This window comes from Streptomyces scopuliridis, assembly GCF_042790125.1.
Lineage (GTDB): Bacteria > Actinomycetota > Actinomycetes > Streptomycetales > Streptomycetaceae > Streptomyces > Streptomyces scopuliridis_A.
Genome location: NZ_JBHTZS010000004.1, coordinates 43027 through 68227, shown reverse-complemented (window position 1 = coordinate 68227; position 25201 = coordinate 43027). Strand labels below are relative to the sequence as shown.

Sequence of the window (25201 nt, the reverse complement as noted above, 5' to 3'; positions counted from 1 at the left end):
GAGTGGGAGAAGCGGCAGCTCAAGGCCCTTGCCAGGCTCCACAGGCAGAAGCGTCTTCCGACGAGTGCCGCCACGATCCGTCAGCACCGCACCGGACGGAACGACGGTGAAGGCGGGGCACTGACCTCGCGCACCCGCCGTCGGCCCGCCCGGGGTCAGATCGCGTCTGGGTCGATCGGGCCGACGCCGGTGCCGTCATACAGCGCCGGGCGTACGGACCGCGCCGCTCCGTCCCTCAGACCTGCACCACGTGTACGTCCTGGGCGTTCAGCGCCCTCAGGTAGGCGTCGAGGTCGGCCGGATCGCTGGTGAAGACCACGGCGCTACCGTGCCGCGCCGCTGTCAGCGCCACGAGGGCGTCCACCGCGTCCGGACGCTCCTTCGGGGGGAGGTCCGCCGTACCGAGAGCGCTGCCGACACGCTGCCACTCGATGAGGTCAGGGCCCGTCGCACACACTATGCACATTGTCTGACCGGCACTGGTGGGGCGCATGGCCGGCGACGCGCTGCGCGCCTGCGGCACGGTGCACTCCTTCAGCACACCGGCGAGGGCATGCACCGTGGCCGGAGTGGGGCGCCAGACCTGGGCGAGCACCGGACCGAGCACCACCGCACGGTGCGGCGTGTTCTTGACACCCGCGTGCAGGGCCACCGCCTTCGCCTTGCGGTCCGCGAGCGCGATGAGCATGCCGGTGTCGTACACCGGAACACGGATCGTCACGCGGCGTCGCCCGGGCGGACGGACGGGCCGGTCACGCCTTCGACGCCGTAGACGAGGTCCATGGCCGCGCGCACCTCGCGCCGCTCCTCCTCGGTCAGGTCGCCCTCCGCGGTCTCCGGCAGCGGCGGCAGCGCCAGCGCCTCCTCCTCGGCCGCCGCGATCAGGGCGTCGAGCCCGGCGAACTGGGCTTCGGCGACCTCCACCTCAGCCATCTGCCGGGTCGCGGCGTTGACGAGATAGGCGGAGACGTCCATGCCCGCGCGTTCCGCGTGAGCACGGATGCGCTCAGCGTGCTCGCTCTCCAGGCTGATACTGATCCTCGTCTTGGACATACCAGGAGTGTAAGACGCGTATTACGATTCGCCAAGCGCGCTCCTCCGCCCCCCTCAGTCCTCCCCCTCCAGCTCCCCCTCGGTCTCCAGGAACACCGCCCGCAGCGCGTCCAGCACCGCCGGGTCCGGCTTGGCCCACATGCCGCGGGACTCCGCCTCCAGCAGGCGTTCCGCGATGCCGTGCAGGGCCCAGGGGTTGGCCTCCTGGAGGAATTCGCGGTTCTCGGGGTCCAGGACGTAGGTCTCCGTGAGCTTGTCGTACATCCAGTCCGCGACCACGCCCGTCGTCGCGTCGTACCCGAAGAGGTAGTCGACCGTCGCGGCCAGCTCGAAGGCGCCCTTGTAGCCGTGGCGGCGCATCGCCTCGATCCAGCGGGGGTTGACCACGCGGGCGCGGAAGACCCGGGAGGTCTCCTCGACCAGGGTGCGCGTGCGGACGGTCTCGGGGCGGGTCGAGTCGCCGATGTACGCCTCCGGGGCCGTGCCCTTGAGCGCGCGGACCGTGGCGACCATGCCGCCGTGGTACTGGAAGTAGTCGTCCGAGTCCGCGATGTCGTGCTCGCGGGTGTCGGTGTTCTTGGCGGCCACCGCGATGCGCCGGTACGCGGTCTCCATCTCGTCGCGCGCCGGGCGGCCGTCGAGTTCGCGGCCGTACGCGTAGCCGCCCCACACCGTGTAGACCTCGGCGAGATCCGCGTCCGTGCGCCAGTCGCGGCTGTCGATGAGCTGGAGGATGCCCGCGCCGTACGTACCGGGGCGGGAGCCGAAGATACGGGTCGTGGCGCGGCGTTCGTCGCCGTGCTCGGCCAGGTCCGCCTGGGCGTGGGCGCGGATGAAGTTGGCGTCGGCGGGCTCGTCCAGCGAGGCCGCGAGCCGTACCGCGTCGTCCAGCAGCCCGATCGCGTGCGGGAACGCGTCACGGAAGAAGCCGCTGATGCGCAGGGTGACATCGACACGCGGGCGGCCGAGTTCGGCGAGAGGGATCGCCTCCAGGCCCGTCACCCGGCGCGACGCGTCGTCCCACACCGGGCGGACGCCCAGCAGCGCCAGCGCCTCCGCGATGTCGTCGCCCGAGGTGCGCATCGCGCTCGTACCCCAGAGGGACAGTCCGACCGAGGTCGGCCAGTCGCCGTTGTCGGTGCGGTAGCGGGTGAGGAGGGAGTCCGCGAGGGCCTGGCCGGTCTCCCAGGCGAGCCTGCTCGGTACGGCCTTGGGGTCGACGGAGTAGAAGTTGCGGCCGGTCGGCAGGACGTTGACCAGGCCGCGCAGCGGGGACCCGGACGGGCCCGCCGGTACGAACCCGCCGCTCAGCGCGTGCACCACATGCTCGATCTCGTCGACCGTGCCCGCGAGACGCGGTACGACCTCGCGCGCCGCGAAGCCGAGGACCGCCGCGACCCCGTCCGGCAGGCCGGCGGCCACGTCCGGCACCGCCGCCGGGTCCCAGCCCGCGTCCTCCATCGCCTGGACGAGCGCGCGGGCCCGCTCCTCCGTCTCGTCGGCGTCGGTGCGGGTCGCCGCCGACTCGTCGAGCCCCAGGGCCTCGCGCAGACCGGGCAGGGAGGCCGTACCGCCCCAGATCTGCCGGGCGCGCAGGATCGCCAGGACCAGATTGACGCGCGCCTCGCCGGCCGGGGCGCCGCCGAGCACATGCAGACCGTCGCGGATCTGCGCGTCCTTGACCTCGCAGAGCCAGCCGTCGACATGGAGCAGGAAGTCGTCGAACCCGTCGTCGTCCGGCCGGTCTTCGAGCCCCAGGTCGTGGTCGAGCTTCGCCGCCTGGATCAGCGTCCAGATCTGGGCGCGGATCGCGGGCAGCTTGGCCGGGTCCATGGACGAGATCGCCGCGTACTCGTCGAGCAGCTGCTCAAGGCGCGCGATGTCGCCGTACGACTCGGCGCGGGCCATCGGCGGGACGAGATGGTCCACCAGCGTGGCGTGGACGCGCCGCTTGGCCTGCGTGCCCTCGCCCGGGTCGTTGACCAGGAACGGATAGATCAGCGGCAGATCGCCGAGCGCGGCGTCGGGGGCGCAGGCCGCGGACATGCCCGCGTTCTTGCCGGGCAGCCACTCCAGATTGCCGTGCTTGCCGAGATGGATCATCGCGTCGGCGCCGAAGCCGCCGTCCTCGCGGGCGGCCTGGATCCAGCGGTAGGCCGCCAAGTAGTGGTGCGAGGGCGGCAGATCGGGGTCGTGGTAGATCGCGATGGGGTTCTCGCCGAAGCCGCGCGGCGGCTGGATGAGGATCAGCAGATTGCCGCGCCGCAGGGCGGCGAGCACGATGTCGCCGTCCGGGTCCCCGCCGGAGGCGGCCCGGCTGCGGTCCAGGAACATCTCACCGGGCGGCGGCCCCCAGTGCCGCTCCACCGACTCGCGCAGCTCGGCGGGGAGTTGGCCGTACCACCGCCGGTAGTCGGCGGCCGGGATACGGACCGGGTTACGGGCGAGCTGCTCCTCGGTCAGCCACTCCTGGTCATGGCCGCCGGCCTCGATGAGGGCGTGGATCAGCTCGTCGCCGTCGCCCGAGGCCAGACCGGGGACGGGCTCGGAACCGAAGTCGTAGCCCTCCTGGCCCAGCCGGCGCAGCAGGGAGACCGCGCTGGCGGGGGTGTCGAGACCGACCGCGTTGCCGATGCGGGAGTGCTTGGTGGGGTACGCGGAGAGCACCAGCGCGACGCGCTTGTCGGCGTTCGTGACGTACCGCAGCCTGGCGTGGCGCACGGCGATCCCGGCCACCCGCGCGGCCCGTTCGGGGTCGGCGACGTAGACCGGCAGGCCGTCCGGGTCCAGCTCCTTGAAGGAGAACGGGACGGTGATCAGGCGGCCGTCGAACTCCGGCACCGCGACCTGCGAGGCGGCGTCGAGCGGGGACAGCCCCTCGTCGCTCCCGGCCCAGGCGGCGCGGCTGCCGGTGAGGCAGAGGGCCTGGAGGATCGGTACGTCGAGCGCGGCGAGCGCCCCCGCGTCCCAGGCCTCGTCGTCCCCGCCCGCCGACGCCTCGGCCGGCTTGGTGCCACCCGCCGCGAGCACGGTCGTGACGATGGCGTCGGCCTCGCGCAGGGCCACCAGCAGCTCGGGCTCGGGGGCGCGCAGGGAGGAGACATAGAGCGGCAGGGCGCGGGCGTCGGCCGCCTCGATGGCCTCGCACAGCGTGTCCACGAAGGCGGTGTTCCCGCTCAGCTGGTGCGCGCGGTAGTAGAGCACCGCGACCGTCGGCCGGTCCGCGCCCGGCGCGGTGGCCCGTACCGGGCGGGGCACCCGGCCCCAGGTGGGCGCGGCGGCGGGCGGCTCGAAGCCGTGGCCGGTCAGCAGGACCGTGTCGGAGAGGAAGCGCGCGAGCTGGTCCAGGTTGGCGGGGCCGCCGTGCGCGAGATAGGCGTGCGCCTCGGCGGCGATACCGATGGGGACGGTCGACGCCTCCATCAGCTGGGCGTCGGGGGCCTGTTCACCGGTGAGGACCACGACCGGACGGTCACCCGCGAGCAGCAGATCGATCCCGTCCTGCCAGGCGCGCAGCCCGCCGAGGAGCCGTACGACCACGAGGTCGGCGCCGTCGAGCAGCGCGGGCAGTTCATCGAGCGCGAGCCGGGCGGGGTTGGCGAAGCGGTACGGGACGGGCCCGCCCGCCGCGTTCGCCGCGCGGGCGCTGAGCAGATCGGTGTCGGACGTCGACAGGAGCAGAAGCATGCGGCGTCTGGCCTTCCTCGGGGTCCGCGCCCCGGGCGAGGTGTGGAGGACGGCGGGAGTTCCTGGCTCGCCCGGCTGCTGCCGGACTCACAGTGGCGGGACCGCGCCGGGTTCGCACCGGGCTTCCTCCCCATGACGCCGTCGCTGGCGTTGACGGGCCGGGCGGGCCCGTCGTCTGCATAGTAAGTGCTGAGGTCACGGGCAGGGGAGGGCGCCTGGAACACGGGCCGGTACGGGGCCGGTACGAGGCTCGTACCGGGGGGCGGCACAGGGCTCGTACCGGGGGTCGGTACGGAGCCGGAGCGGCTTGGCGGTGCCCTGGAGGTGGCCCGGAGGTGGCCGGGCGGCGGGACGGGAGCGGGTGTGGGTACGTGGGTATGCTCGCCGCCATGCCGCCCACCTCGCCAACACCCGTGAACCGGGACGAAGCTCCCCCGCGGGCCGCCGTAGAGGCTCCTCCGCGGGAGCGGGGCGACGCCTGCCCCGGCGCGCTGCGGCTGCATGCCGCCGACGACGGCCGGCTGGCCCGACTGCGGCTGCCCGCAGGGCTGCTGACACCTCGTCAGGCCGAGGCACTGGCGGGCGCGGCGGAGCGGCTGGGCGACGGACATCTGGACCTCACCTCCCGGGGCAATGTGCAACTGCGCGGCCTGGGCGGGAGCTGCGGCGCGGAACTGGCCGAGCTGCTGCGCGACGCCGGACTGCTGCCCTCGGAGACGCACGAGCGGGTACGGAACATCGTCGCGTCGCCGTTGGCCGGACTCGACGAACTGCCCTCCGCCGACGTCCAGTTGTGGGCGCGCGAGCTGGACGGACTGCTCTGCGCGAGCGCGCGGGCGGCGGCTCTCTCCGGGCGGTTCCTCTTCGCGCTGGACGACGGACGCGGCGATGTGGCGGCACTCGGCGCCGATGTGACGTTGCTCGCACGGCGGGACGGGTCGGCGGTCGTACGTACCGGGGCAAACCGGTCCGGCGCGCGCGTGGCCCCCGAGGACGCCCCGCGCGCCGCCCTGTTGGCGGCGGAGACGTTCCTCACGTTCGCGGAGGCGAGTGGCGCGAGTGGCTCGGGCGCCTGGCGGGTACGGGAGCTGCCCGCCGAGGACGGCCGGGAGCTGGAGGCGGCGGTACGCGCGCGGCTGGCGGACGCCGGGATCGGGACGGAGTCCGTGGCGGACGCGACGGGTCCGGACCCGGACCCCGATCCGAACCGGAGCCTGGCCCCGAGCGCGAGCGCGGGCGCGGGTCCGGGCTCGGAAGGAGAGCCTCCCCTTCCAGGTCCCGTCATGTCGCCCGACGGGACCGTGGCACTCTCCGTCCACGCCCGCCTCGGCCGGCTGAGCGTGGCCCAGTGGCGGCTGCTCGCCACGGCGGCGAACGGACCGCTGCGCGTGACCCCCTGGCGCGGAGTGATCGTGCCGGGCGTGGCCCCGGCCGCGGCCGACGGCGTCCTGGACCGGCTCCGTACGGCCGGCCTGATCACCGACCCGCGCTCCCCCTGGCACGGCGTCGGCGCCTGCACCGGGCGGCCCGGCTGCGCGAAGGCGCTGGCGGACGTACGGTCCGACGCGGCGGCGGCCGTGTCCCGCCACGGCTCGGGCGGACTGCCCGTCTACTGGTCGGGATGCGCGCGCCGCTGCGGCCATCCGCAGGGCCGGTGGGTGGATGTGGTCGCGACGGGCGAAGGCCGCTACGACATCTCCGTACAGGCAGATGCCCGTCCGGTCACCACCACAGGAACGAAACTCGCCGACGCGGTTGCGGCGGCACGCACGACCCCCTTGACGAGATGAGCGAGAAGACCACGGTGTCCAGAGTGACCACAGGGTTCACAGGGTTCGAGTACGAGAAGGACGGCGCGGCGATCTACCGCCAGTCCTTCGCCACGATCCGCGCCGAGGCGGACCTCACCGGACTGCCGGCCGAGGTCTCCCAGGTCGCGGTCCGGATGATCCACGCCTGCGGCATGGTCGACCTGGTGCGCGATCTCGCCTTCAGCCCCGATGTGGTGATCCGCGCCCGCGAGGCGCTGCGCGCGGGCGCGCCCGTGCTGTGCGATGTGGCGATGGTCGCCAGCGGGGTCACCCGCAAGCGGCTGCCCGCGGACAACGAGGTCGTCTGCACCCTCTCCGATCCGTCGGTGCCCGCCCTGGCCGCCGAGTTGGGGACGACCCGCAGCGCGGCGGCGCTGGAGCTGTGGCGGGACCGGATGGAGGGCGCGGTGGTGGCCGTCGGCAACGCGCCGACCGCCCTCTTCCGGCTGCTGGAGATGATCGAGGACGGCGCCCCGCGCCCGGCTGCGGTCATCGGGGTACCGGTCGGATTCATCGGCGCGGCCGAGTCCAAGGACGCGCTCGCCGGACACCGCTCCGGCCTGGAACACCTGGTCGTACGGGGACGGCGGGGCGGCAGCGCCCTCGCCGCCGCGGCCGTCAACGCGATCGCGAGCGAGGAAGAATGAGCGCCCGGAGCACCACCGGTGAGCAGGCGGCGGGCGGGCACTCCCCGGCCGGTGAACGCGGCGTGGGCTCGGAGTCGGGCGTCGGCTCGGGCGTGGGCTCGGACTCGGATTCGGGCGTGGGCTCGGACTCGGGCGTCGGCCGGCTGTACGGAGTCGGTCTGGGCCCGGGAGACCCGTCCCTGATGACGGTCCGGGCCGTGCAGGTCATCGCCGAGGCCGATGTGATCGCGTATCACAGCGCCCGCCACGGCCGGTCCATAGCCCGGTCCATAGCCGCCGGTCATCTGCGTCCCGATCACATCGAGGAGCCGCTGGTCTACCCGGTCACCACCGGGACCACCGACCACCCCGGCGGCTATCAGGGCGCGATGGACGAGTTCTACGCCGAGTCGGCCGCGCGGCTCGCCGCCCATCTGGACGCCGGGCGGACGGTCGCGGTGCTCGCCGAGGGCGATCCGCTCTTCTACGGCTCGTACATGCATATGCACAAGCGGCTGGCCGACCGCTATCCGACCGAGGTCATCCCCGGTGTGACGTCCGTGAGCGCGGCGGCGGCGCGGCTCGGCACCCCCCTCGTCGAGGGCGAGGAGGTGCTGACGATCCTGCCGGGCACGCTGCCCGAGGAGGAGCTGACGGCCCGGCTGGCCTCGGCGGACTCGGCGGTGGTGATGAAGCTCGGCCGTACGTTCCCGGCCGTACGGCGGGCGGTCGAACGGGCGGGCCGGCTGGCCGACGCGCGGTATGTCGAGCGCGCCACGATGAGCGGCGAACGCACGGGAGCGCTGGCCGGTACGGACCCGGAGTCGGTGCCGTACTTCTCGGTGGCGGTGCTGCCGAGCCGCGTGGCCGCGCGTTCCGTACCCGGGTACGACGCCGATGAACGGGGCGACGGGACGGCCGGCGAGGTGGTGGTCGTCGGGACGGGACCGGCGGGGCCCTTGTGGCTCACGCCCGAGACGCGTGGCGCGCTCGCCGCTGCCCAGGATCTCGTCGGCTACACCACCTATCTGGACCGTGTTCCGGTCCGCCCCGGCCAGCGGCGCCACGGCTCCGACAACAAGGTGGAGTCGGAGCGCGCGGAGTTCGCCCTCGACCTGGCGCGACGTGGCCGTCGCGTGGCCGTGGTCTCGGGCGGCGATCCGGGGGTCTTCGCGATGGCCACGGCCGTCCTGGAGGCCGCGTCGGCCGACCCGTACCGGGATGTGCCCGTACGCGTACTCCCGGGCGTGACCGCCGCCAACGCCGCGGCGGCCCGCGTCGGCGCCCCGCTCGGCCACGACTACGCCGTGCTCTCGCTCTCCGACCGGCTCAAGCCGTGGGAGGTCATCGCCGAGCGCCTGCACGCGGCGGCGCGGGCGGACCTGGTGCTCGCGCTCTACAACCCCGGTTCCGCCAGCCGGACCTGGCAGGTCGGCAAGGCCCGTGAACTCCTCCTGGAACACCGCGCTCCGGACACCCCCGTGGTCCTCGGCCGCGATGTGGGCGGTCCGGAGGAGCGCGTACGGATCGTACGGCTGGCGGATCTCGATCCGGCGCAGGTCGACATGCGGACGATCCTGCTGGTCGGCTCCTCGCGGACGGTGACCGCGCGGCGGGGCGACGGGGAGGGTGAGGGCCAGGGCGAGACGGTGGTCTGGACGCCGCGCCGCTACCCGGAGAGCCGGGGAGGCTCCGCGAGCCCTGGGAACTCCGAGAACCCTGAAGAGCCCCGGAGCCCCGGGAACTCAGGAAGCCCGGGAAGCTGAGCCAGCCACTCCACCGCGTCCTCGACCGTGGCCACCGAGAACACCCCCTCCGGAACGGCCGGCCGGCGCACGACCACGACCGGAATCCCCGCCTCGCGGGCGGCCGTGAGCTTGGGCGCGGTGGCGGCGCCGCCGCTGTCCTTCGTCACCACGACGTCGACGCGATGGCGGCGCAGGATCTCCCGCTCGCCGTCGAGGGTGAACGGCCCCCGGTCCAGCAGCACTTCCGTACGGGCCGGGCGGGGAGGTTCCGGGGCGTCCACGGACCGCACGAGGAACCACACCGCGTCGAGACGCGCGAAGGCGGCGAGCCCCATCCGCCCGGTGGTGAGGAAGACGCGCGCGCACCGCAGCGCGGTCAGCTTCTCGGCGGCCTGCGCCAGCGAGCCGACCGCGTGCCAGTCGTCACCGGCGACCGGCACCCAGGAGGGGCGGCGCAGGGAGAGGAGGGGAACATGGGTGAGCGCGGCGGCGTGTGCCGCGTTGCGGCTGATGGTGCCGGCGAAGGGATGGGTGGCGTCGATGAGCGCGTCCACGCGATGCTCGCGCAGCCAGCGCGCCAGCCCGTCCACTCCCCCGAACCCGCCGATCCGTACGTCCCCGGGCGGCGGCACGGGCCGGGCGACGCGGCCGGCGAGGGAGCTGGTGACACGGAGGCGGCCCTGGCCGTGCAGCCGCTCGGCGAGCCGGCGGGACTCGGTCGTACCGCCGAGGATCAGCACATGGGCCGGGGCCGGTTCACTCATCGTGGGCGGTTCCTTCCATGACTGACGGCGTTACGGGTACCGACGGCGCGACGGGCGGGCGCGCCGCCCAACTCAAGCACACCGGCCTCCGGCCGGGCTGGACGACCGGCGCGTGCGCGACGGCGGCGACGACGGCCGCGTACACGGCGCTGCTGACCGGCGAGTTCCCCGACCCGGTGACGATCACGCTGCCCAAGGGCCAGACCCCGTCCTTCGCCCTGGCCACGGAGGACCTGACCACCGGGGACCGGGCCATGGCGGGCGTCGTCAAGGACGCGGGCGACGACCCCGACGTCACCCACGCCGCCCTGATCCGCGCCACCGTACGGCTGCTGCCCCCCGGCGCGGGGGTCGTCTTCCGCGCGGGTCCGGGCGTGGGCACGGTCACCCGCCCCGGCCTCCCCCTGGACGTCGGCGAACCGGCGATCAACCCGGTCCCGCGTCAGCTGATGCGCTCCCACGTGGCGGAGGTGGCGGCCCGCCACGGCGGCACGGGCGACGTGGAGATCACCGTCTCCGTGGACAACGGCGCGGAGATCGCCCGCCACACCTGGAACCCGCGCCTGGGCATCCTGGGCGGCCTCTCCATACTCGGCACGACGGGCGTCGTCGTCCCGTACTCCTGCTCCGCCTGGATCGACTCGATCCGCCGCGGCGTCGACGTGGCCCGCGCGGCGGGCCGTACACATGTGGCGGGCTGTACGGGATCGACGTCCGAGCGGACGGTCCTCGCGGCCTACGACCTCCCTGAGGACGCCCTCCTGGACATGGGCGACTTCGCGGGCGCGGTACTCAAATACATCCGCCGCCACCCCGTCGACCGCCTCACCCTCTGCGGCGGCTTCGCCAAACTCTCCAAACTGGCGGCGGGCCACCTGGACCTCCACTCGGCCCGCTCCCAGGTGGACAAGACCTTCCTCGCCCAACTGGCCCTGACAGCGGGCGCGGACGCACCACTGGCCGAGCGGGTGGCCACGGCCAACACGGGCCTGGAGGCGCTCCGCCTGTGCCAGTCCCGCGGCGTCCCCCTGGGCAACGAGGTCGCCCGGCGCGCACGTGACGAGGCACTGTCGGTGCTGCGCGGAGCGCCGGTGGAGGTGGACGTGATCTGCGTCGACAGGGCGGGCACGGTAGTGGGCCGCAGCGATCCCGCATGACCGCGGGAGCGGTTGTACGTTGGCGAGCGTACGGACCCGGGTCGCGAAGGAGTCCGGTGAAGAACCGTAGGGCCCGCGTCGCCCTCGCCCTCGGGTGGGCCGTCGTACTCGGTCCGGCCCTGGCCTCCTGCTCGAGCGCCACGACCGGCGACGCCGCCGGCGCGCGCGGCCAGGTGCCCAACTGGGCCGAGGACGCGACACCGGCGAGCGTCAGTGAACAACTCGGCGTCGAGATCCCCGCGACGGCCACCGATCGCCGGGCCGCGTACCAGAACGGCTTTCAGGACGACGGGCTGCTGCTCGCCTTCTCCCTGTCCACCGCGGAGGTCGACGCGTTCGTCACCGGACTGGCGCCGGAGAGGGAACTCACGCTGCGGGACAAACCTCTCCAGAAGTCCGTCAAATCCACCACGCCCTTCTCTCACCTCGGCCTCGCGGAGCCCGAGACGCTTCCCGACGTCCGGGAGGGGCAGATCTGCGGACCGTGCGAGGGGCAGCTGAACTTCCTTCAGATCGCGGTGCATCCACTCGACGACCGGGTCAGCCGCGTCTATCTCAGAGGGGTCGACTGACCGCGACCCGTTCGCCCTGACCGGGGACGGCCACGGCGCCCAGGCCGCGCGGCCGTGGGCCGCCATGTCCTCAGCGTGAAGCCGCTACCTCGTTCGGTCGACAGCGGTCGCTGGTGGCCATCAGGCGCGATGTCATGACAGTGCGACCTCCATCGGACCCGGATCGCGACACGGAGCGTCACCGCCGCAGGTGAGAGAGGGGGAAACAATATGCTGCGGAAAAGTCGGAATTGAACGGAGTGGGCGATGCCGCGTCCCTGGCTGAACGTGCTGGCAAAGGTCGTGCCCGTTCCGCTCGGGTTGCTGCTCAGCGGCGCTCTGGTCTGGGGTGCCACCAACGCCGACTGGAGCGGGACCAGCAGCAACAGCGGCAACACGTGGACCGCCGGCTCGTTGGGGGTGGCCAACGACAGCAAGGTGCCCATGTTCCGCGTCAAGGACATGCGACCGGGCGACACGGGCTCCAACTGCATCAAGATCAAGTCGAACGCCGACTTCCCCACCGCGCTCAAGCTGTACAGCGACTCACCGAACTGGCCCAGCAACTTCCAGTCCTTCATCGACCTCAAAATCGAGGTGGGCAGTGGTGGTGACGCCGGAAACTGCCACGGCTTCACTCCGCACAGGACCGCCTTCGACAGCACCCTGGACGAGTTCATCGCCCTGCACACCGACTTCCGCACCGGCGTGGGTCCCTGGACCCTGCCCGGCAGGCCACCCAACTCGCTGAGCTTCCGGTTCGCGTGGAAGTTCAGCCCGAGCGCGCCCGACGGCTCGCAGGGCGAGGCCACCAACGAGGCGTCCTTCACCTGGGAAGCCCGGGAGCGCAGTGACTCTCCGAAGTGACCTGGCCGTCGGCGCGCTCGGCCCGCCCACGGCCGAGGACGGGCCGCACCCGATCCGCCTCGTCACCGCGGTCATCTCACGTACCGTGCTCGGCTCGATGGTCGGGCTGATGGTGTGGGCGCATCTGCCCGTGCTGGCGCTGGGCTGGACAGCGGGCGTGGTGCAGTCCGGCTCCATGCGTCCCGCCCTCGTGCCGGGCGACGTCGTTCTCTACCAGCCGCTACCGCGCGACCGCACCCCGGCGGTGGGCCAGATCGTGCTGGTCCAGGACCCCACCCGACCCAGCCGTCTGCTCACCCACCGGGTCCACCGGGTACTTCCCAACAACGACCTGATCACCAAAGGTGACGCGAACTCCGCACCGGACTCCACGCCGGCACGGCCCGCGGCACTCCAGGGTGTAGCACGATTGCGCGTGCCCTGGGTCGGGCTGCCGGTCCGGCTCTGGCGCGCCGGGCAACACGTGCCCGCGGCGACCATGCTGCTCGGACTCGCCCTTGTGCTCACGCTTGCCGCTCTGCCACTGCACAGCGGTAGCCGCAGCCGCAGCCGCAGCCGCCGACACATGTAGCCCCGGTGGCTTCCTGAGCAGTCGGTCCTCAGTCCCCGCACACCGCCCCCGGCGGCACCTCCGCCGGTATCGCGTCGCGCTCCGCGCTCGTGAGGGCGCGTTGGCCGGTCACCGCGCAGAGTCGAGCCGCCCACTCCTCCGGGTCCAGGCGTACGGGGATCGTCTGGCCCTCGTCGTCGTACAGGACCGTCGAACCGTCCGCCGAGACGGCCGGGAACGACCCCGGGGTGGCGTTCATCGCCGTACCGAAGTCGAAGGACTCCTCGGCGGAGCGGCGTCCGACCTTGTAGATCCGTACCTTTCCGGCGTCCGCGACCAGGAAGCGCCCCTCGCCGTCGATGAACTCACCGGTGAATTCCCCGCCGCCACCGGTCCCGCCGATCGGTCCGAGTTCCCTGCGGGCCGGGTCGAGTCGCCACAGCTCCCAGTCGCCGCCCCGGCGGAAGACCGCCAGGTACCGGCCCGTGGCATCGATGCGAAGGCCGGTGGCGTCGGCCCCGATCTCGACCCGGAGTTCCTTCACCTCGCGCCCCGTACGCAGGTCGACGACATGAAGGGCGGTGTCGCCGAGCACCGCCACATGCCCTTCCTTGGGATACGGCCAGGTGACGGCATCGCCGCCGCTCCCCGCCAGGTCCAGGTCCAGGTCCGCCAGGTCGATCCGGTCGACGCGCTGCCCGCTCCTGGCGTCCCAGCGCTCGACGGTGGTGTGGGTGGTGATCAGCAGATGCCTGTCGTCCGTGAACTCGTACAGCGAGGGCGTTCCGATCTCCGCCGGGCTGAGGACGCTGACCTCGCGCAGGGACGGCACCTCCCGGATGACGATGTCCGAGTCCACGGGGTCGGCGACCAGGGAGCCGTCACCGCTGACCTTGAGGCCGGCCCGCGCCTCCGGGCCCGGCCGGTCCGCCGAGGCGGCCGCCGTGAATCCTCCGGCACCGGCATCGGCCCCCGCCACCGCCACCGTGTGCGTCCGTATCAGCTCCTCGTCGCGCCACTTGCTGATCACCGTGGCGCCGTCCGGCGTCAGGGCCGTACCCATCGCGTCCCGGTCGGCGGAAAGGAACTCCCGCACGTCGCCGGACATTCCGGTCACGGTCACACCGGTCGGGTCATAGCCCAGAAGAGAGAACCGGTCGCCCTCCCGCACCAGTTGGCCGTACGGGAAGCGGCTCCCCAGCGCGGTGTCCGTCGCGCCGACCCCCGCTCGCGCCCCGATCTCGGAGAGCGGTTTCCGCTGCTTCGTGTCGGCCAGCCACATGACGTCGCCCACGAGATCGCTGACCGCGATGTGCCGCCCCGTGCGGTCGATCGCCATTCTCTCCACGCAGGGGCCCTCGCTCGCGAACCGGCCGCTTTCCCTGCCGTCCGCCACCTGAACCACCCGGTACAGCGCCTTCGCCGAGACATCGGTGCCCCGGCAGAAGACCACCGCGCTTCCGTCGCCGGACACTTCCACCCCGTTCATCCCGGACACGACGGTGCGGGGCGGGCGGGAGCCCTCGTACGCGCGGAGCGTGTAGTCCCGGCCCGCCATGGAGTCGCCGGTGTACGCCAGCACCGTGTCCCGGTCCGCCCCGAACCAGACCGCCAGGAAATCCTGCCCCTCCGGAGGGATGATCCTGCGGACGACGGAACCTCCGGCGAGATCCCAGACCACCAGGTCGTCGCTGACGACCGCCGCCACCCGGCTCCCGTCCGACGAGATCGCGGCCTGCCGGAAGGCCGAGCCGCGGGTGGAGGCGATCGGCGCCGCGGAGATCGTCCGGCCGTTCGCCACCAACGTGTCCGTTTCGGCGCGGACCTGGTACCAGAGTAGTTTTCCGTTGGACGCGACGTAGCCGGCGCCCTTCCCGTCCCGCGCGACCACCGGATGATCCGCCTCCGCTTCCGGCGGCAGATGGGCCCGGCGTATCCGCCCGTCGTCGTCCCGTACGAAGAGAGTGGCCCGGCCGAGCGCGGTGGTCGCCAGCACGACGCGCCCGTCCTCGCTGGCGGCGACCTGCCGCACCCTGCCCAGCGTCCCCGACATCAGCAGGCTCGCCCGCCCGTATGTGAGATAGCTCCGCAGCAGGGCGTCGCGCGCCGATTCCGTGGGCGACCTGCGGTACGCGGAGATCGCGAGGAGCGCGGAGAGCGCCGGGTCGGTGGCGCGCAGGTCCGCCGAGGCCGCCGCCATGGAACGGGAGTCCGCCTCGGCGGCGCGTTCCTCGGTGACACCGGTCTGGTAGACGAAGAGCGAGCCCAGCACCGCCGCCAGCGCCAGTACGGTGCCGAGGCCGGTGAACAGCCCGCGTCTGCGCAGGGTTCTCGCGCGTACCCGGTCCCGGCCCCGGCGCAGGAAGTCGGCGTCGGCCTCGCTCAGGTCCTCGCCGCGCTCGCGCTCCCAGCGGCGCGCCGCGTCCAGCGCCGAGGCGGCGGGCAGCAGGTCCGGTACGCGGCCGGCGGCCTCCCAGCGCTCCCGGTCGTGCCGGATGCCCTCCCGCCAGGCGAGGAAGTCCCGGTCGCGCTCCACCCACGCGCCGAGCCGGTCCCATGCCCGGATCAGCGCCTCGTGGGCCAGTTCGACGGTCTCGCGCTGCTCGTCGTCGAGGCCGATGACCACCAGCCGCTCCCGGGCCAGCGCCCGTGCCACCGTCCACTCCGGCTCGCCCAGCTCGGCGCGGGGTACGACGCGGCGCGTGGCCGCCGGGCCGCCGAGCGGCAGCCGGACCAGCCGAGTGAACAGCCGCCGCGCCGTGGCCTCGTCGGCCCCCTCCGCCTGCCCCGGCCCGTCGGCCTCCCGTACCGTGCGCCGCCATACGGTCTCGGCACGCTCGGCCAACGCGCCGCTGACGCCGCCGAGTTCCTCGTACGCCTGATGGGTGAGCAGCCCGCCCCGCTGCCGCTCCCACAACTGGTCGAGGGTGAACTCCAGCAGCGGCAGCACACCGTGCGCGTCACCGCAGTCGGCGAGGATGCGCTGCTCCAGTCCGTCCGCGTACGAGACGGACGCGATCGCCGCCACCGGCAGGACCACCGCCTGCCGTACCTGCTCGGCGGACATCGCGGGCAGGAGGAGGGACGCGCCCCGCAGGGCACGTTCCAGGCCGGGGCGCGCGCTGACGGCTTCCAGGAAATCGGCGCGGAGGGTCGACAGCACGCGCAGCCCCGGCGGCGGGTCTTCGGGGAACAGCGCGGCGGCGGCCTCGGCGGCGGACCGGGCGGCGGGGCCGTGGTCGAGCAGTTCCTCAAGCTGGTCCACCACCACGACGAGACCGCGTATGCCGCGAGCGCGCCGCGTACGCGTACCGCTGCCTGTGCCCGTAGCGCCGCCCATACCGTCGCGCGTACTGCTGCCCGTACCGCCGCCCGTGCGCGTACCGCCCCCGGCCCCGCCGTGCCCGCCCGTCAGCTGCGCCAGGATCTCCCCCCAGCCGTGCACGGAGAGCTCCGCCTCCACCACCCGGCTCTCCTCGCGCTGAGCGCTGCCGGTCAGCTCCGGCTGGGTGAGCCGCGTCAGCTCCATGGCGAGGCCGCCGAGCAGACCGGACGGACCGCCGGGACGTACGACGACGACCGCGTGTCCCGCCTTCCTCAGCCGGGGCACCACCCCCGCCCGCACCAGCGACGACTTCCCGCAGCCTGACGGCCCGAAGACGGTGACCACCGGATGCCCGGCGACCAGCGCGGCGACCTCGTCGCTCTCCTCTTCCCTGCCGTGGAAGACCTCGCTGTCCGACTCCTGGAACGCCGACAGCCCCCGGAACGGCGAGGGCGGCAGCACCGCCTCCCGCAACGACGGTACGGCGAGCAGCAGTTCGCCGGTCGGGATGAGAAAGGCGGACGGCTGCCGGGGGTCGGCGGCCACCACCATGCCGACCACGGCCCCCAGCCGCTCGTCCCACACCGGTGCGCCGCTGAAGCCCCGGCTGATCGCGTGGTTGCTCCCGGCCGCCCGCTCGACCTGGAGCCAGCCGGCCCCCTGGCGCGCCCGCAGCACACCCGCGTGCCACACCCCGTCGGCATGGCGGGCCGGAAAACCGAAGGTCCGCACGGGGTGTCCCCATACGTCGTCCGCCTCGGCCATGCGCAGGGGTACGGAGCCGGGGACGGCGGACCGCAGGCGCAGTACGGCGATGTCCCGGGCCCCGGACGGGCCGTCCTCGGGCCAGTACTCCACCGCCGCGGAAACGACCACCGGACCGTCGGGCGCCGGGCCATCGGCCCGGCCCGCCGCCGGACCGAGCGGCAGGTCCACCTCGACGGTCGCCCCTGCCGCAGGGCGCTCGTCCTCGTCGAGTCCGAGGGCGGAGGCCACGACATGGGCGCAGGTGACGGCCAGTTCCCCGGTCACGAGAAAGCCGACGCCGACGGCCGAACCGTCGGGATACCGGACCCTGAGCACCCCGGCGGCGAGCGGCTCGGGCGTACTCGGCGTCTCGTCCACGTACACCCAACCCCCTGGGACGACTTGGCTGTTTGTTGACGATTTATTGAATGTTTGATTGCCCTGCTCAGTATGGCGTGCGGATGGATCTCAAGGGGGGCCATCCAGCGAACAGATCGTGCGGATCGAGCAGTCGGGCGGACCGCTCACCATCGGCCTCAACAGGCGTGCGGACGCTCCCTGTCGGCCGAGTACAGATGGCTGTCGCGGAACTGCTCCGCGGCCAGCGTCCGGCCGACCATGATGACCGCCGTCCGCACCACACCCGCCGCCTTCACCTGGCCGGCGATGTCCTCCAGCGTGCCGCGCAGCACCAGTTCGTCCGGGCGGCTGGCCATCGCCACCACCGCGGCCGGGCAGTCCGCCCCGTAATGCGGCAGCAGTTCCGCCACGACCCGGTCCACATACCGCGCGGCCAGATGCAGGACGAGCAGCGCCCCGCTCCGGCCGAGGGTCGCCAGGTCCTCGCCCTCCGGCATCGGGGTGGCGCGCTGGGCGATCCGCGTGAGGATCACCGTCTGGCCCACCGTCGGGACCGTCAGCTCACGCTTCAGCGCGGCGGCCGCCGCCGCGAACGCCGGTACGCCCGGCACCACTTCGTACGGCACGCCCGCCGCGTCCAGCCGGCGCATCTGCTCGGCGACGGCGCTGAAGACCGACGGGTCGCCGGAGTGCAGCCGGGCGACGTCGTGGCCCTCCTCGTGCGCCCTGACCAGCTCGGCCGTGATCCCGTCCAGGTCCATCCGCGCGGTGTCGACCAGGCGCGCGTCCGGCGGGCACTCGGCCAGCAGCTCACGCGGCACGAGACTGCCCGCGTACAGGCACACCCGGCAGGCGGCCAGCCTGCGGGCGCCGCGCACCGTGATCAGATCGGCGGCGCCGGGACCGGCGCCGATGAAGTACACCGTCATCGTTCTTCTCCTGCCGAGGGGGCTCCCGCTGAAGGAACCCGCGGAGGGTGGTCCTTCGTGACCGCCCATTGAGTGACCGGCATGGCCTGCCGCCAGCCGGTGAACCCGCCCACCGGAACGGCGTGCGCGACCGCCAGCCGTACGAGTTCCCCGCCGAGCCTGCGGTACCACGCGGCCAGCAGCGCCTCGGACTCCAGCGTCACCGTGTTCGCGACCAGCCTGCCCCCCGCGGGCAGCGCGTCCCAGCAGCTCTCCAGCAGTCCCGGTACGGTCAGGCCGCCGCCGATGAACACCGCGTCCGGGACGGGCAGTCCGGCCAGCGCGCCGGGCGCCCCGCCGGTGACGACGCGCAGCCCGGGGACGCCGAGCGCCCGCGCGTTGCGGCCGATACGTTCCGCCCGCGCCGGATCGCGCTCGACCGAGACGGCGCGGCACGTCCGGTGCGTACGCATCCACTCGACGGCGATCGAACCCGAACCGCCGCCGATGTCCCAGAGCAGCTCGCCGGGCGCGGGCGCCAGCGCGGCCAGGGTCGCGGCGCGCACATGACGCTTGGTGAGCTGGCCGTCGTGTGCGTACGCGGCGTCCGGCAGGCCGGGTACGGCGCCGAGGCGCGGCGCGTCCGGCGCGCGGCGGCACTCGACCGCCACGACATTGAGCGGATCGCCGGCGGGCTCGGCCCACTCCTGGGCGATCCCCTCGACATGGCGCTCCCGCCCGGGTCCGTACTCCCCGTCCCCGCCGAGCTGTTCGAGGCCGAGCGGTTCAGGGCCGAGCTGTTCACGGCCGAGTTGTTCGGGGCCGAGTTGTTCGAGTACGTGCATCCGGCTCGGGCCGTATCCGCGCTCGGTCAGCAGCGCCGCCACCTCGGCGGGCGTCCCCGCGCCCGCGCTGAGCACCAGGACCCGGCGGCCGTCGTGCAGGGCGGCGGCCAGCAGCTCGGTGGGGCGGCCGACGAGCGTGACCACCTCCGTGTCCTCCACCGGCCAGCCCAGCCGTGCGCACGCGTACGAGACGGACGACGGATGCGGCAGCACGCGCAGCGCCCCGGCTCGCAGGGCGTCGGCGCCAAGGACCTCGCGCAGGACCTCGGAGAGGGTCCGCCCGATCCCGTAGAACATCGGGTCCCCGCTGGCCGGCACGGCGACCCGGCGCCCGGCGTGGGCGGCGAGCAGTCCGGTAACGGCGGGCCGCAGCGGCGACGGCCACGTCACCCGTTCGCCCGCGCACTCCCCGGGGAGCAGGGCCAGTTGCCGGGGGCCGCCGATGAGGACGTCCGCCTCACGCAGCGCCGCGCGCGAGCCGGCGGGCAGCCCCGCCCACCCGTCCGCGCCGATCCCGACGACGGTCACCGGCGACAGCGGCGACGGCGGCAGCGGGGGCGGCACCGGAGGCCCGGTGGGCGCGGATGGCGGGGCGGGGCTCACTGCCGTACACCTCTGAACTGGGGGAAGACCGGATCCGCACTCTACTGGCCGCCCTCCGGAAGAGATGCGGGTGTCCCATACCTATGCAATCTTGAGGTCACGGCAATGGCCGCCGGCCACCACCGGCCCGCGGCCCGTCTCCTCACCGAGGGAGCGCCCCATGACGGCCAAGAGGGCACTTGCTAGCGGATGGACGGCCTTCGCCGCGGTTCTCATGATCTTCGGCGGCGCGATGACGGTCCTGGCGGGCATCTCCGCCATCTTCAGGGACGACATCTTCCTGGCGACGCGGAACTATGTGTTCTCGTTCAGTCTCGTCGGCTGGGGATGGGTCCATCTCATCATCGGCGCGATCATCTTCCTCGCGGGCTGCGCGCTGCTGCGGGGCGCGGTATGGGCGCGCGTGGTCGGTGTGATCCTGGCGGGCCTCGGCGCGATCTCGAACTTCCTCTGGATCCCGCGCTATCCGCTCTGGGCCCTCACGCTCCTCGCCGTCGACATCTTCATCATCTGGGCGCTGTGCGCGGGCGACCGGCGCCGCTCCGAGAGATAAGCCCGGAGACGGGCGCGGGGACCGGGACCGGCACGCGTGTCACCACGCGAGCCGGTCCCGGTCCGAGCCGGCCCCAGCCGGTCCCAAGTCCAGCCGGTCCCAAGCCGGTACGTGCCGGACCCGGACGGTACGGTCAGTCCGCCTCAGCCGGCCGTACGCACGGGCGTGGCACCCTCGCCCGCCGCCACCGCGGCGGCCGTCCCCGGCCGGAGCGCCCGCTCCGCCAGCGCCCCGAAGATCAGCCCGAAGGCCGTCCAGAGCAGCGCCTGCACGCCGATCGACGCCAGCCGGAACTCCCAGAGCAGCGCAGCCGGAAATGTGGCCGGAACGGCATCGGTGTTGCCGGGCAGGACAAGACAGGCCACCGCCACCGCGACGGCGTAACCGCCACCGGCCGCGACCGCCGCGTTCCAGTTGCCCAGACGCGGCGCGAGCCGTCTCCCCGCGATGACCGCGGCGACCGCCAGCAACACGCTCAACAGGATCATCAGGAAGAACAGCGTGGTGCGGGTGCCGATGGTGTCCGGACTGCCGACCGCGGGCGGGGTCGCCGGATACTTCAGGAACGGCACCAGACAGATGGTGACGAAGGCGCCCCCGGCGAGCAGGGCCGCGGTCGCCCGCGGACCGAACCGGCCGATCCTGCCGAGGCAGCCCGCGAAGACCAGCGAGGCGATCCCGCCCAGGGCCACCCCGTACACCAGAACGCCGGTGGCCAGCCCGAAGGTCGACTGCACCGGCCGGCTGACGAGTTCTTCCTCCTCTTCTTCTCCGCCGTGCTGATGCGCGGGCGCGGAGTCGGGCGCGGAGTCGGCCGCGGAGTGGGCTTCCTCCTGATGAATCCGCTCCTGCGCGATGGAGTCCCGTACCGAGGGCTCACCCGCCACATAGGCCAGCGCGAACGCGCAGAGTCCGGCCAGCACGCCCGCGATCATGCCGCGGACCAGGAGGTTTCTGACGGTGGAGGCATGCATACGCGTGATCTCCGTCGGTCGTCAGTGGCAGGGGAAACCGAGAAGATGACGGCCGTCGTGAACCCACTCGTGCACTTCCGCACCGGAGAACACCGACGTCGCGCCCTGCTCCGCGCCGACGAAGTACAGCAGCACCAGCATCAGCGTGCCCACGAACACGGCCCACGGCAGGACCGCGCGGAGCGGGAGCGGGGTGACGGCGGTGCCGGGGGAACCGGTGGTACCGGTGGATGAAACGGCCGGGGGCGCTACGGACTGCGCCATGGCACAACCTCCTTGGGGAACTCGCGTCCCATTCGGTGGAGCTCGAACGACGGCGTCCGGGTCTGACTCACCGGGCCCCCCGCTGCGCTGTGCGCAGCCGGCGCCCGGCTTACAGTGGCGCGACCGTGCCGGATTCCCACCGGACTTCCGTTCCGCCGTCGTGATTTCGACGTGAAGGTACCGCGATCCGGAGGGCCGGCCAAGAGGACCTTTTCTCGGAATCCGGCCAGAACCACGCCGGAAGCAGGCAGGGAGCACCGTATGACCACCCGGCTCATGCTCATCTCACCGGCCATGAACCCGGCCCTGCGCGAGGCCCGCTTTCCCCACACCGATGAGCCGGACCGCGACGCGCCGGACGGCGGCGGGCTGGACGGCGGCGGGCTGGACGCACTCGGGCTACGGGACGCCGAAGCCGTACGCGAGACCTTCCCCGCCACCGCCACCACGTACGTCTCCCCCACCCTCCGCTGCCGTCGCACCGCCGGGGCCCTGGGCCTCTACGCGAAGCCGCTGCCCGTCCTCGCACCGTGCGCGATGGGCCGCTGGCAGGGCCGGACCCTCGACGAGGTGGCCGCCACGGAACCGGACGCGCTGGCGTCCTGGCTGGCGGACCCGGCCTCCGCCCCGCACGGCGGCGAACCCCTGCTGGCGCTGCTCACCCGCGCCGCCCACTGGCTCGACACCCTGGGCGACAGGACTCCGGGCGACGGGACCCCGGGCGACAGGACCCCGGGCGACGGGGTTCCTGGAGACCGGACCCCGGGCGACAGCGGCACTGCGGGCGGACGCGTCATAGCCGTCGCCGAACCGGACATCGTCCGCGCCTGCGCGGTCCACGCCCTGGGCGCAACTCCTGCGGCCTTCTGGCGGATTGACGTACGTCCCCTCACCGCCACCGAACTCAGCGGGCGGGCCGGCCGCTGGAACCTGCTCAGCGGCCGTCCGCTGCACAGCGCCGGCCCACGCCCGTTCGCCTTGTGAAGACAGGCGGTGTAGATGTAGGTACATGGCCCGAGATATGGGTCGATCCTGGGCTCGGGCCCTGTCTGCCCGCTCCGGCCGGCGCCCACGGAGTCGGCGGCGTGATCACCTTGGCTCGGCGGGTGGGTGGCGCCGTCCGTCGTGGCTGAACGTCCGCACGCTCGCCGGGCAGGTCTTCATCCTGCAACTGGCGGTCCTGCTGCTGCTCATCGGGGCCTCGCTGATCTCGCTCCTCCTCGTGTCCCGGCGCGACACCGAGCAGGAGGCGCGCAACCGCTCCATCTCCGTCGCCACGGCGTTCGCGAACTCGCCGGGGATCGCGCCCGCCCTGCGGGCACCCAACCCCACCGCGATCCTCCAGCCGCACGCCGAGGCGGTCCGCAAAGCCTCCGACGTCGACTTCGTCGTCGTACTGAACACGAAGGGCATCCGGCTCACCCACCCCAACCCCAAACGCATCGGAGAGCACTTCATCGGACACATCGGGCCGTCGTTGAAGGGCCGCACCATCACCGAGATCGTGCCGGGGACGCTCGGGCCCTCCGTACGGGCGGTGACCCCCGTCAAGGACGCGCGCGGGAAGGTGGTCGGCCTCGTGTCGGCCGGGATCACCATCGCCAAGGTGCAGAGCCTCGCCAACCGCGAGGTCCCGATCGTCCTGGGCGCCGCCGCCGCCTCGCTCGCCCTCGCCACCGGCGGCACGGCGCTGGTGACCGGCCGGCTGCGCCGTCAGACCCATGGGCTGGAGCCCGTCGAGATGGCGCGGATGTACGAGCACCACGACGCGGTCCTGCATGTCGTACGCGAAGGGGTGCTCATCGTCGACGGCGACGGCCGGCTGGTGCTCGCCAACGACGAGGCGGTCCGGCTCCTCGATCTGCCCCCGCTGCCGGAGGGCCGCGACGTCACCGATCTCGGCCTGGACCCGCAGATGGCCGATCTGCTGTCCTCGGGGCGCGTCGCCAGCGACGAGGTGCTGGCGACCGGAGAGCGGCTGCTCGTGGTGAACAACCGCTCGACGGACCGTGACGGAGGCCCGCCGGGCAGCGTGGCGACACTCCGGGACTCCACCGAGCTGCGCGCGCTCACGGGCCGCGCGGAAGCGGCGCGGAAGCGCCTCAAGCTGCTGTACGACGCCGGCGTGGAGATCGGCACCACCCTCGATGTGACCAGGACCGCCGAGGAGCTGGCGCGGGTGTCGGTCCCGCGGTTCGCCGACTACGCGGCCGTGGACCTGGCGGAGGCCATCCTGCGCGGTGAGGACCCGACGGGGGTCACCGCCCTCTCCGAACTGCGCCGTACGGCCCTGGTCGGCATCCATGGCGACCACCCCTTCTACCCGCTGGGCGCGCGGTTCACGTTCCGCCCGTCGACACCGCAGGCACAGAGCCTGCGCAGCGGGCGCGGGACCGTCGAGGCCGATCTCCCCCTGGCCGACGGCTGGCGGTCCCAGGACCCCGAGCAGACCGCCCGGGTCATCGCGTACGGCGTCCACTCCCTCATCACGACCCCGCTGCGCGCGCGGGGCGTGCTCCTGGGGCTCGTCAGCTTCTGGCGGGCGGAGCGGCCGGAGCCCTTCGAGGAGGAGGACGTGACCCTCGCCGAGGAGCTGGCCAACCACGCCGCGGTGTGCGTCGACAACGCACGCCGCTACACCCGCGAGCACGCCATGGCGGAGACGCTCCAGCGCAGCCTGCTGCCCCGGCGGCTGCCGGAGCAGAGCGCCCTCGAAGTCGCCTACCGGTATCTGCCCGCGGAGTCGGGCGTGGGCGGCGACTGGTTCGATGTCATCCCGCTGCCCGGCGCCCGCGTGGCCCTGGTCGTGGGGGATGTCGTCGGACACGGGCTGCTCGCGGCGGCGACGATGGGCAGGCTGCGTACGGCGGTCGCCAACTTCTCGTCACTCGATCTGCCGCCCGACGAGATCCTCTCCCATCTGGACGATCTGGTCACCCGGATCGACCACGACGAGGGCATCGCGGGCGGCGGCGCCGTGATCACGGGCGCGACCTGTCTGTACGCGATCTACGATCCGGTGACCCGGGTCTGTTCCATGGCCCGCGCCGGCCATCCGCCGCCCGCGCTGGTCGGTACGGACGGCAGCGTGGAGTTCCTCGATCTGCCGGCCGGGACCCCGCTGGGGCTGGGCGGGCTGCCGTTCGAGACGGTGGAGCTGCGGCTGCCCGAGGCCAGCCATCTGGTGCTGTACACCGACGGGCTGATCGAGGACCGCGACCGGGAGATCGACGAAGGACTCCATCTGCTGCGCGCCGCGCTGGCCCGCTCGGACCTGGACCCGGAGGAGAGCTGTACGGCGGTGCTCGAAGCGCTGCTGCCCGACCGCCAGACCGATGACATCGCCCTCATCGTCGCCCGTACACGTGTGCTCCAGCGCGACCGGATCGCGGAGTGGGAGGTGCCCTCGCATCCCTCGGAGGTGTCGCGGGTACGCGCCGCCGTGGCCCGGCAACTGGCGGACTGGGGGCTGGACGAGCTGGCGTACACCACCGAGCTGATCCTCAGCGAACTGATCACCAACGCCATCCGCTACGCCCTCGGCCCGATCAAGGTACGGCTGCTCCGCGAGCGCTCCCTGATCTGCGAGGTCTCCGACTTCAGCAGCACCTCGCCGCATCTCAGATACGCGGCGGCCACCGACGAGGGGGGCCGGGGCCTGTTCCTCGTCGCACAGTTCACCGAACGCTGGGGCACCCGGTATACGGCCGAGGGCAAGGTCATCTGGACCGAGCAGTCGCTGCCGTCGGACGCCGGACCCGCCACGGAGAGCTGACACGCCGGGGACGGTCTGGCGCCCCGGACGGTC

18 protein-coding genes, 1 pseudogene and 1 riboswitch are annotated in these 25201 nt (G+C 73.1%); of the genes and pseudogenes, 10 read left to right on the top strand and 9 right to left on the bottom strand.

The features are described from left to right. Nucleotides 1-235: 235 nt before the first annotated feature. The 3 genes from ACFRKB_RS07055 to cobN are packed head-to-tail and all read right to left on the bottom strand — an operon-like array spanning nucleotide 236 to nucleotide 4740. Nucleotides 236-721 carry a hypothetical protein gene (locus ACFRKB_RS07055; RefSeq protein ID WP_383104003.1) on the bottom strand — a complete coding sequence of 162 codons (486 nt, stop codon included), beginning with the start codon at nucleotides 719-721 and terminating at the stop codon, nucleotides 236-238. Continuing rightward, nucleotides 718-1053, bottom strand: a complete 336-nt coding sequence (locus ACFRKB_RS07050) for a hypothetical protein (protein ID WP_383104001.1) — start codon at nucleotides 1051-1053, stop codon at nucleotides 718-720. Before ACFRKB_RS07050 ends, ACFRKB_RS07055 begins: the two co-directional genes overlap by 4 nt. 54 nt (nucleotides 1054-1107) lie before the next feature. Then, nucleotides 1108-4740, bottom strand: coding sequence for a cobaltochelatase subunit CobN (gene cobN, locus ACFRKB_RS07045; RefSeq protein ID WP_383104000.1), 3633 nt, complete (start codon nucleotides 4738-4740; stop codon nucleotides 1108-1110). A 56-nt stretch (nucleotides 4741-4796) separates the two neighbouring features. Then, nucleotides 4797-4869, bottom strand: a riboswitch (cobalamin riboswitch). Nucleotides 4870-5129: 260 nt separating this feature from the next. On the opposite strand from cobN, the gene cobG reads away from it, so the two are divergent. From cobG to ACFRKB_RS07030, 3 genes and pseudogenes are all read left to right on the top strand, one after another. Further along, entirely contained in the window at nucleotides 5130-6530 is a 1401-nt protein-coding gene (gene cobG, locus ACFRKB_RS07040; RefSeq protein WP_383103998.1) for a precorrin-3B synthase, read from the top strand. Continuing rightward, nucleotides 6527-7198, top strand: a complete 672-nt coding sequence (locus ACFRKB_RS07035; RefSeq protein WP_383103996.1) for a precorrin-8X methylmutase — start codon at nucleotides 6527-6529, stop codon at nucleotides 7196-7198. Before cobG ends, ACFRKB_RS07035 begins: the two co-directional genes overlap by 4 nt. Further along, nucleotides 7195-8859, top strand: a pseudogene (locus ACFRKB_RS07030) (precorrin-2 C(20)-methyltransferase); the annotation flags it as partial. The gene ACFRKB_RS07035 and the pseudogene ACFRKB_RS07030, both read left to right, overlap by 4 nt. Here ACFRKB_RS07030 and ACFRKB_RS07025 read toward each other — a convergent pair. Then, nucleotides 8847-9689, bottom strand: a complete 843-nt coding sequence (locus ACFRKB_RS07025) for a cobalt-precorrin-6A reductase (RefSeq protein WP_383103995.1) — start codon at nucleotides 9687-9689, stop codon at nucleotides 8847-8849. The pseudogene ACFRKB_RS07030 and the gene ACFRKB_RS07025 sit on opposite strands and share 13 nt — an antisense overlap. 17 nt (nucleotides 9690-9706) lie before the next feature. Here ACFRKB_RS07025 and ACFRKB_RS07020 point away from each other — a divergent pair, with 17 nt between their 5' ends. The 4 genes from ACFRKB_RS07020 (at nucleotide 9707) to ACFRKB_RS07005 (ending at nucleotide 12835) form a co-directional block, all read left to right on the top strand. Beyond that, nucleotides 9707-10846 (top strand): cobalt-precorrin-5B (C(1))-methyltransferase, encoded by a 1140-nt coding sequence (locus ACFRKB_RS07020; protein WP_383103994.1) that lies wholly within the window; start codon nucleotides 9707-9709, stop codon nucleotides 10844-10846. Between the two features lie 56 nt (nucleotides 10847-10902). Beyond that, complete coding sequence (locus tag ACFRKB_RS07015; protein ID WP_383103992.1) at nucleotides 10903-11418, top strand: hypothetical protein; 516 nt, start codon at nucleotides 10903-10905, stop codon at nucleotides 11416-11418. A gap of 246 nt (nucleotides 11419-11664) precedes the next feature. Continuing rightward, nucleotides 11665-12264, top strand: coding sequence for a hypothetical protein (locus ACFRKB_RS07010; RefSeq protein ID WP_383103990.1), 600 nt, complete (start codon nucleotides 11665-11667; stop codon nucleotides 12262-12264). Further along, nucleotides 12248-12835: a S26 family signal peptidase gene (locus tag ACFRKB_RS07005; RefSeq protein WP_383103988.1), complete on the top strand. Its 588-nt coding sequence runs from the start codon at nucleotides 12248-12250 to the stop codon at nucleotides 12833-12835. The genes ACFRKB_RS07010 and ACFRKB_RS07005 overlap by 17 nt, the downstream gene beginning before the upstream one ends. 28 nt (nucleotides 12836-12863) lie before the next feature. Here the strand turns inward: ACFRKB_RS07005 and ACFRKB_RS07000 are convergent, their stop codons facing one another. The 3 genes from ACFRKB_RS07000 to cbiE form a co-directional block, all read right to left on the bottom strand. Next, complete coding sequence (locus tag ACFRKB_RS07000; RefSeq protein WP_383103987.1) at nucleotides 12864-17264, bottom strand: nSTAND1 domain-containing NTPase; 4401 nt, start codon at nucleotides 17262-17264, stop codon at nucleotides 12864-12866. A gap of 158 nt (nucleotides 17265-17422) precedes the next feature. Further along, nucleotides 17423-18175 (bottom strand): precorrin-4 C(11)-methyltransferase, encoded by a 753-nt coding sequence (cobM, locus tag ACFRKB_RS06995; protein WP_383103985.1) that lies wholly within the window; start codon nucleotides 18173-18175, stop codon nucleotides 17423-17425. Then, the gene (cbiE, locus tag ACFRKB_RS06990; RefSeq protein WP_383103983.1) at nucleotides 18172-19602 is read right to left on the bottom strand and encodes a precorrin-6y C5,15-methyltransferase (decarboxylating) subunit CbiE; all 1431 of its coding nucleotides are present in this window, start codon (nucleotides 19600-19602) and stop codon (nucleotides 18172-18174) included. Before cbiE ends, cobM begins: the two co-directional genes overlap by 4 nt. 160 nt (nucleotides 19603-19762) lie before the next feature. Here cbiE and ACFRKB_RS06985 point away from each other — a divergent pair, with 160 nt between their 5' ends. Beyond that, nucleotides 19763-20155: a DUF7144 family membrane protein gene (locus ACFRKB_RS06985; protein ID WP_383103981.1), complete on the top strand. Its 393-nt coding sequence runs from the start codon at nucleotides 19763-19765 to the stop codon at nucleotides 20153-20155. Nucleotides 20156-20298: 143 nt separating this feature from the next. Here the strand turns inward: ACFRKB_RS06985 and ACFRKB_RS06980 are convergent, their stop codons facing one another. Beyond that, nucleotides 20299-21129, bottom strand: coding sequence for a CbtA family protein (locus tag ACFRKB_RS06980; protein WP_383103980.1), 831 nt, complete (start codon nucleotides 21127-21129; stop codon nucleotides 20299-20301). A gap of 21 nt (nucleotides 21130-21150) precedes the next feature. After that, nucleotides 21151-21393 (bottom strand): CbtB domain-containing protein, encoded by a 243-nt coding sequence (locus ACFRKB_RS06975; RefSeq protein ID WP_376580909.1) that lies wholly within the window; start codon nucleotides 21391-21393, stop codon nucleotides 21151-21153. Nucleotides 21394-21654: 261 nt separating this feature from the next. Between ACFRKB_RS06975 and ACFRKB_RS06970 the strand changes: the two genes are divergently transcribed. Then, nucleotides 21655-22377, top strand: a complete 723-nt coding sequence (locus ACFRKB_RS06970; RefSeq protein WP_383103978.1) for a histidine phosphatase family protein — start codon at nucleotides 21655-21657, stop codon at nucleotides 22375-22377. A 37-nt stretch (nucleotides 22378-22414) separates the two neighbouring features. Further along, complete coding sequence (locus ACFRKB_RS06965) at nucleotides 22415-25168, top strand: SpoIIE family protein phosphatase (protein WP_383103977.1); 2754 nt, start codon at nucleotides 22415-22417, stop codon at nucleotides 25166-25168. Nucleotides 25169-25201: the final 33 nt, after the last annotated feature.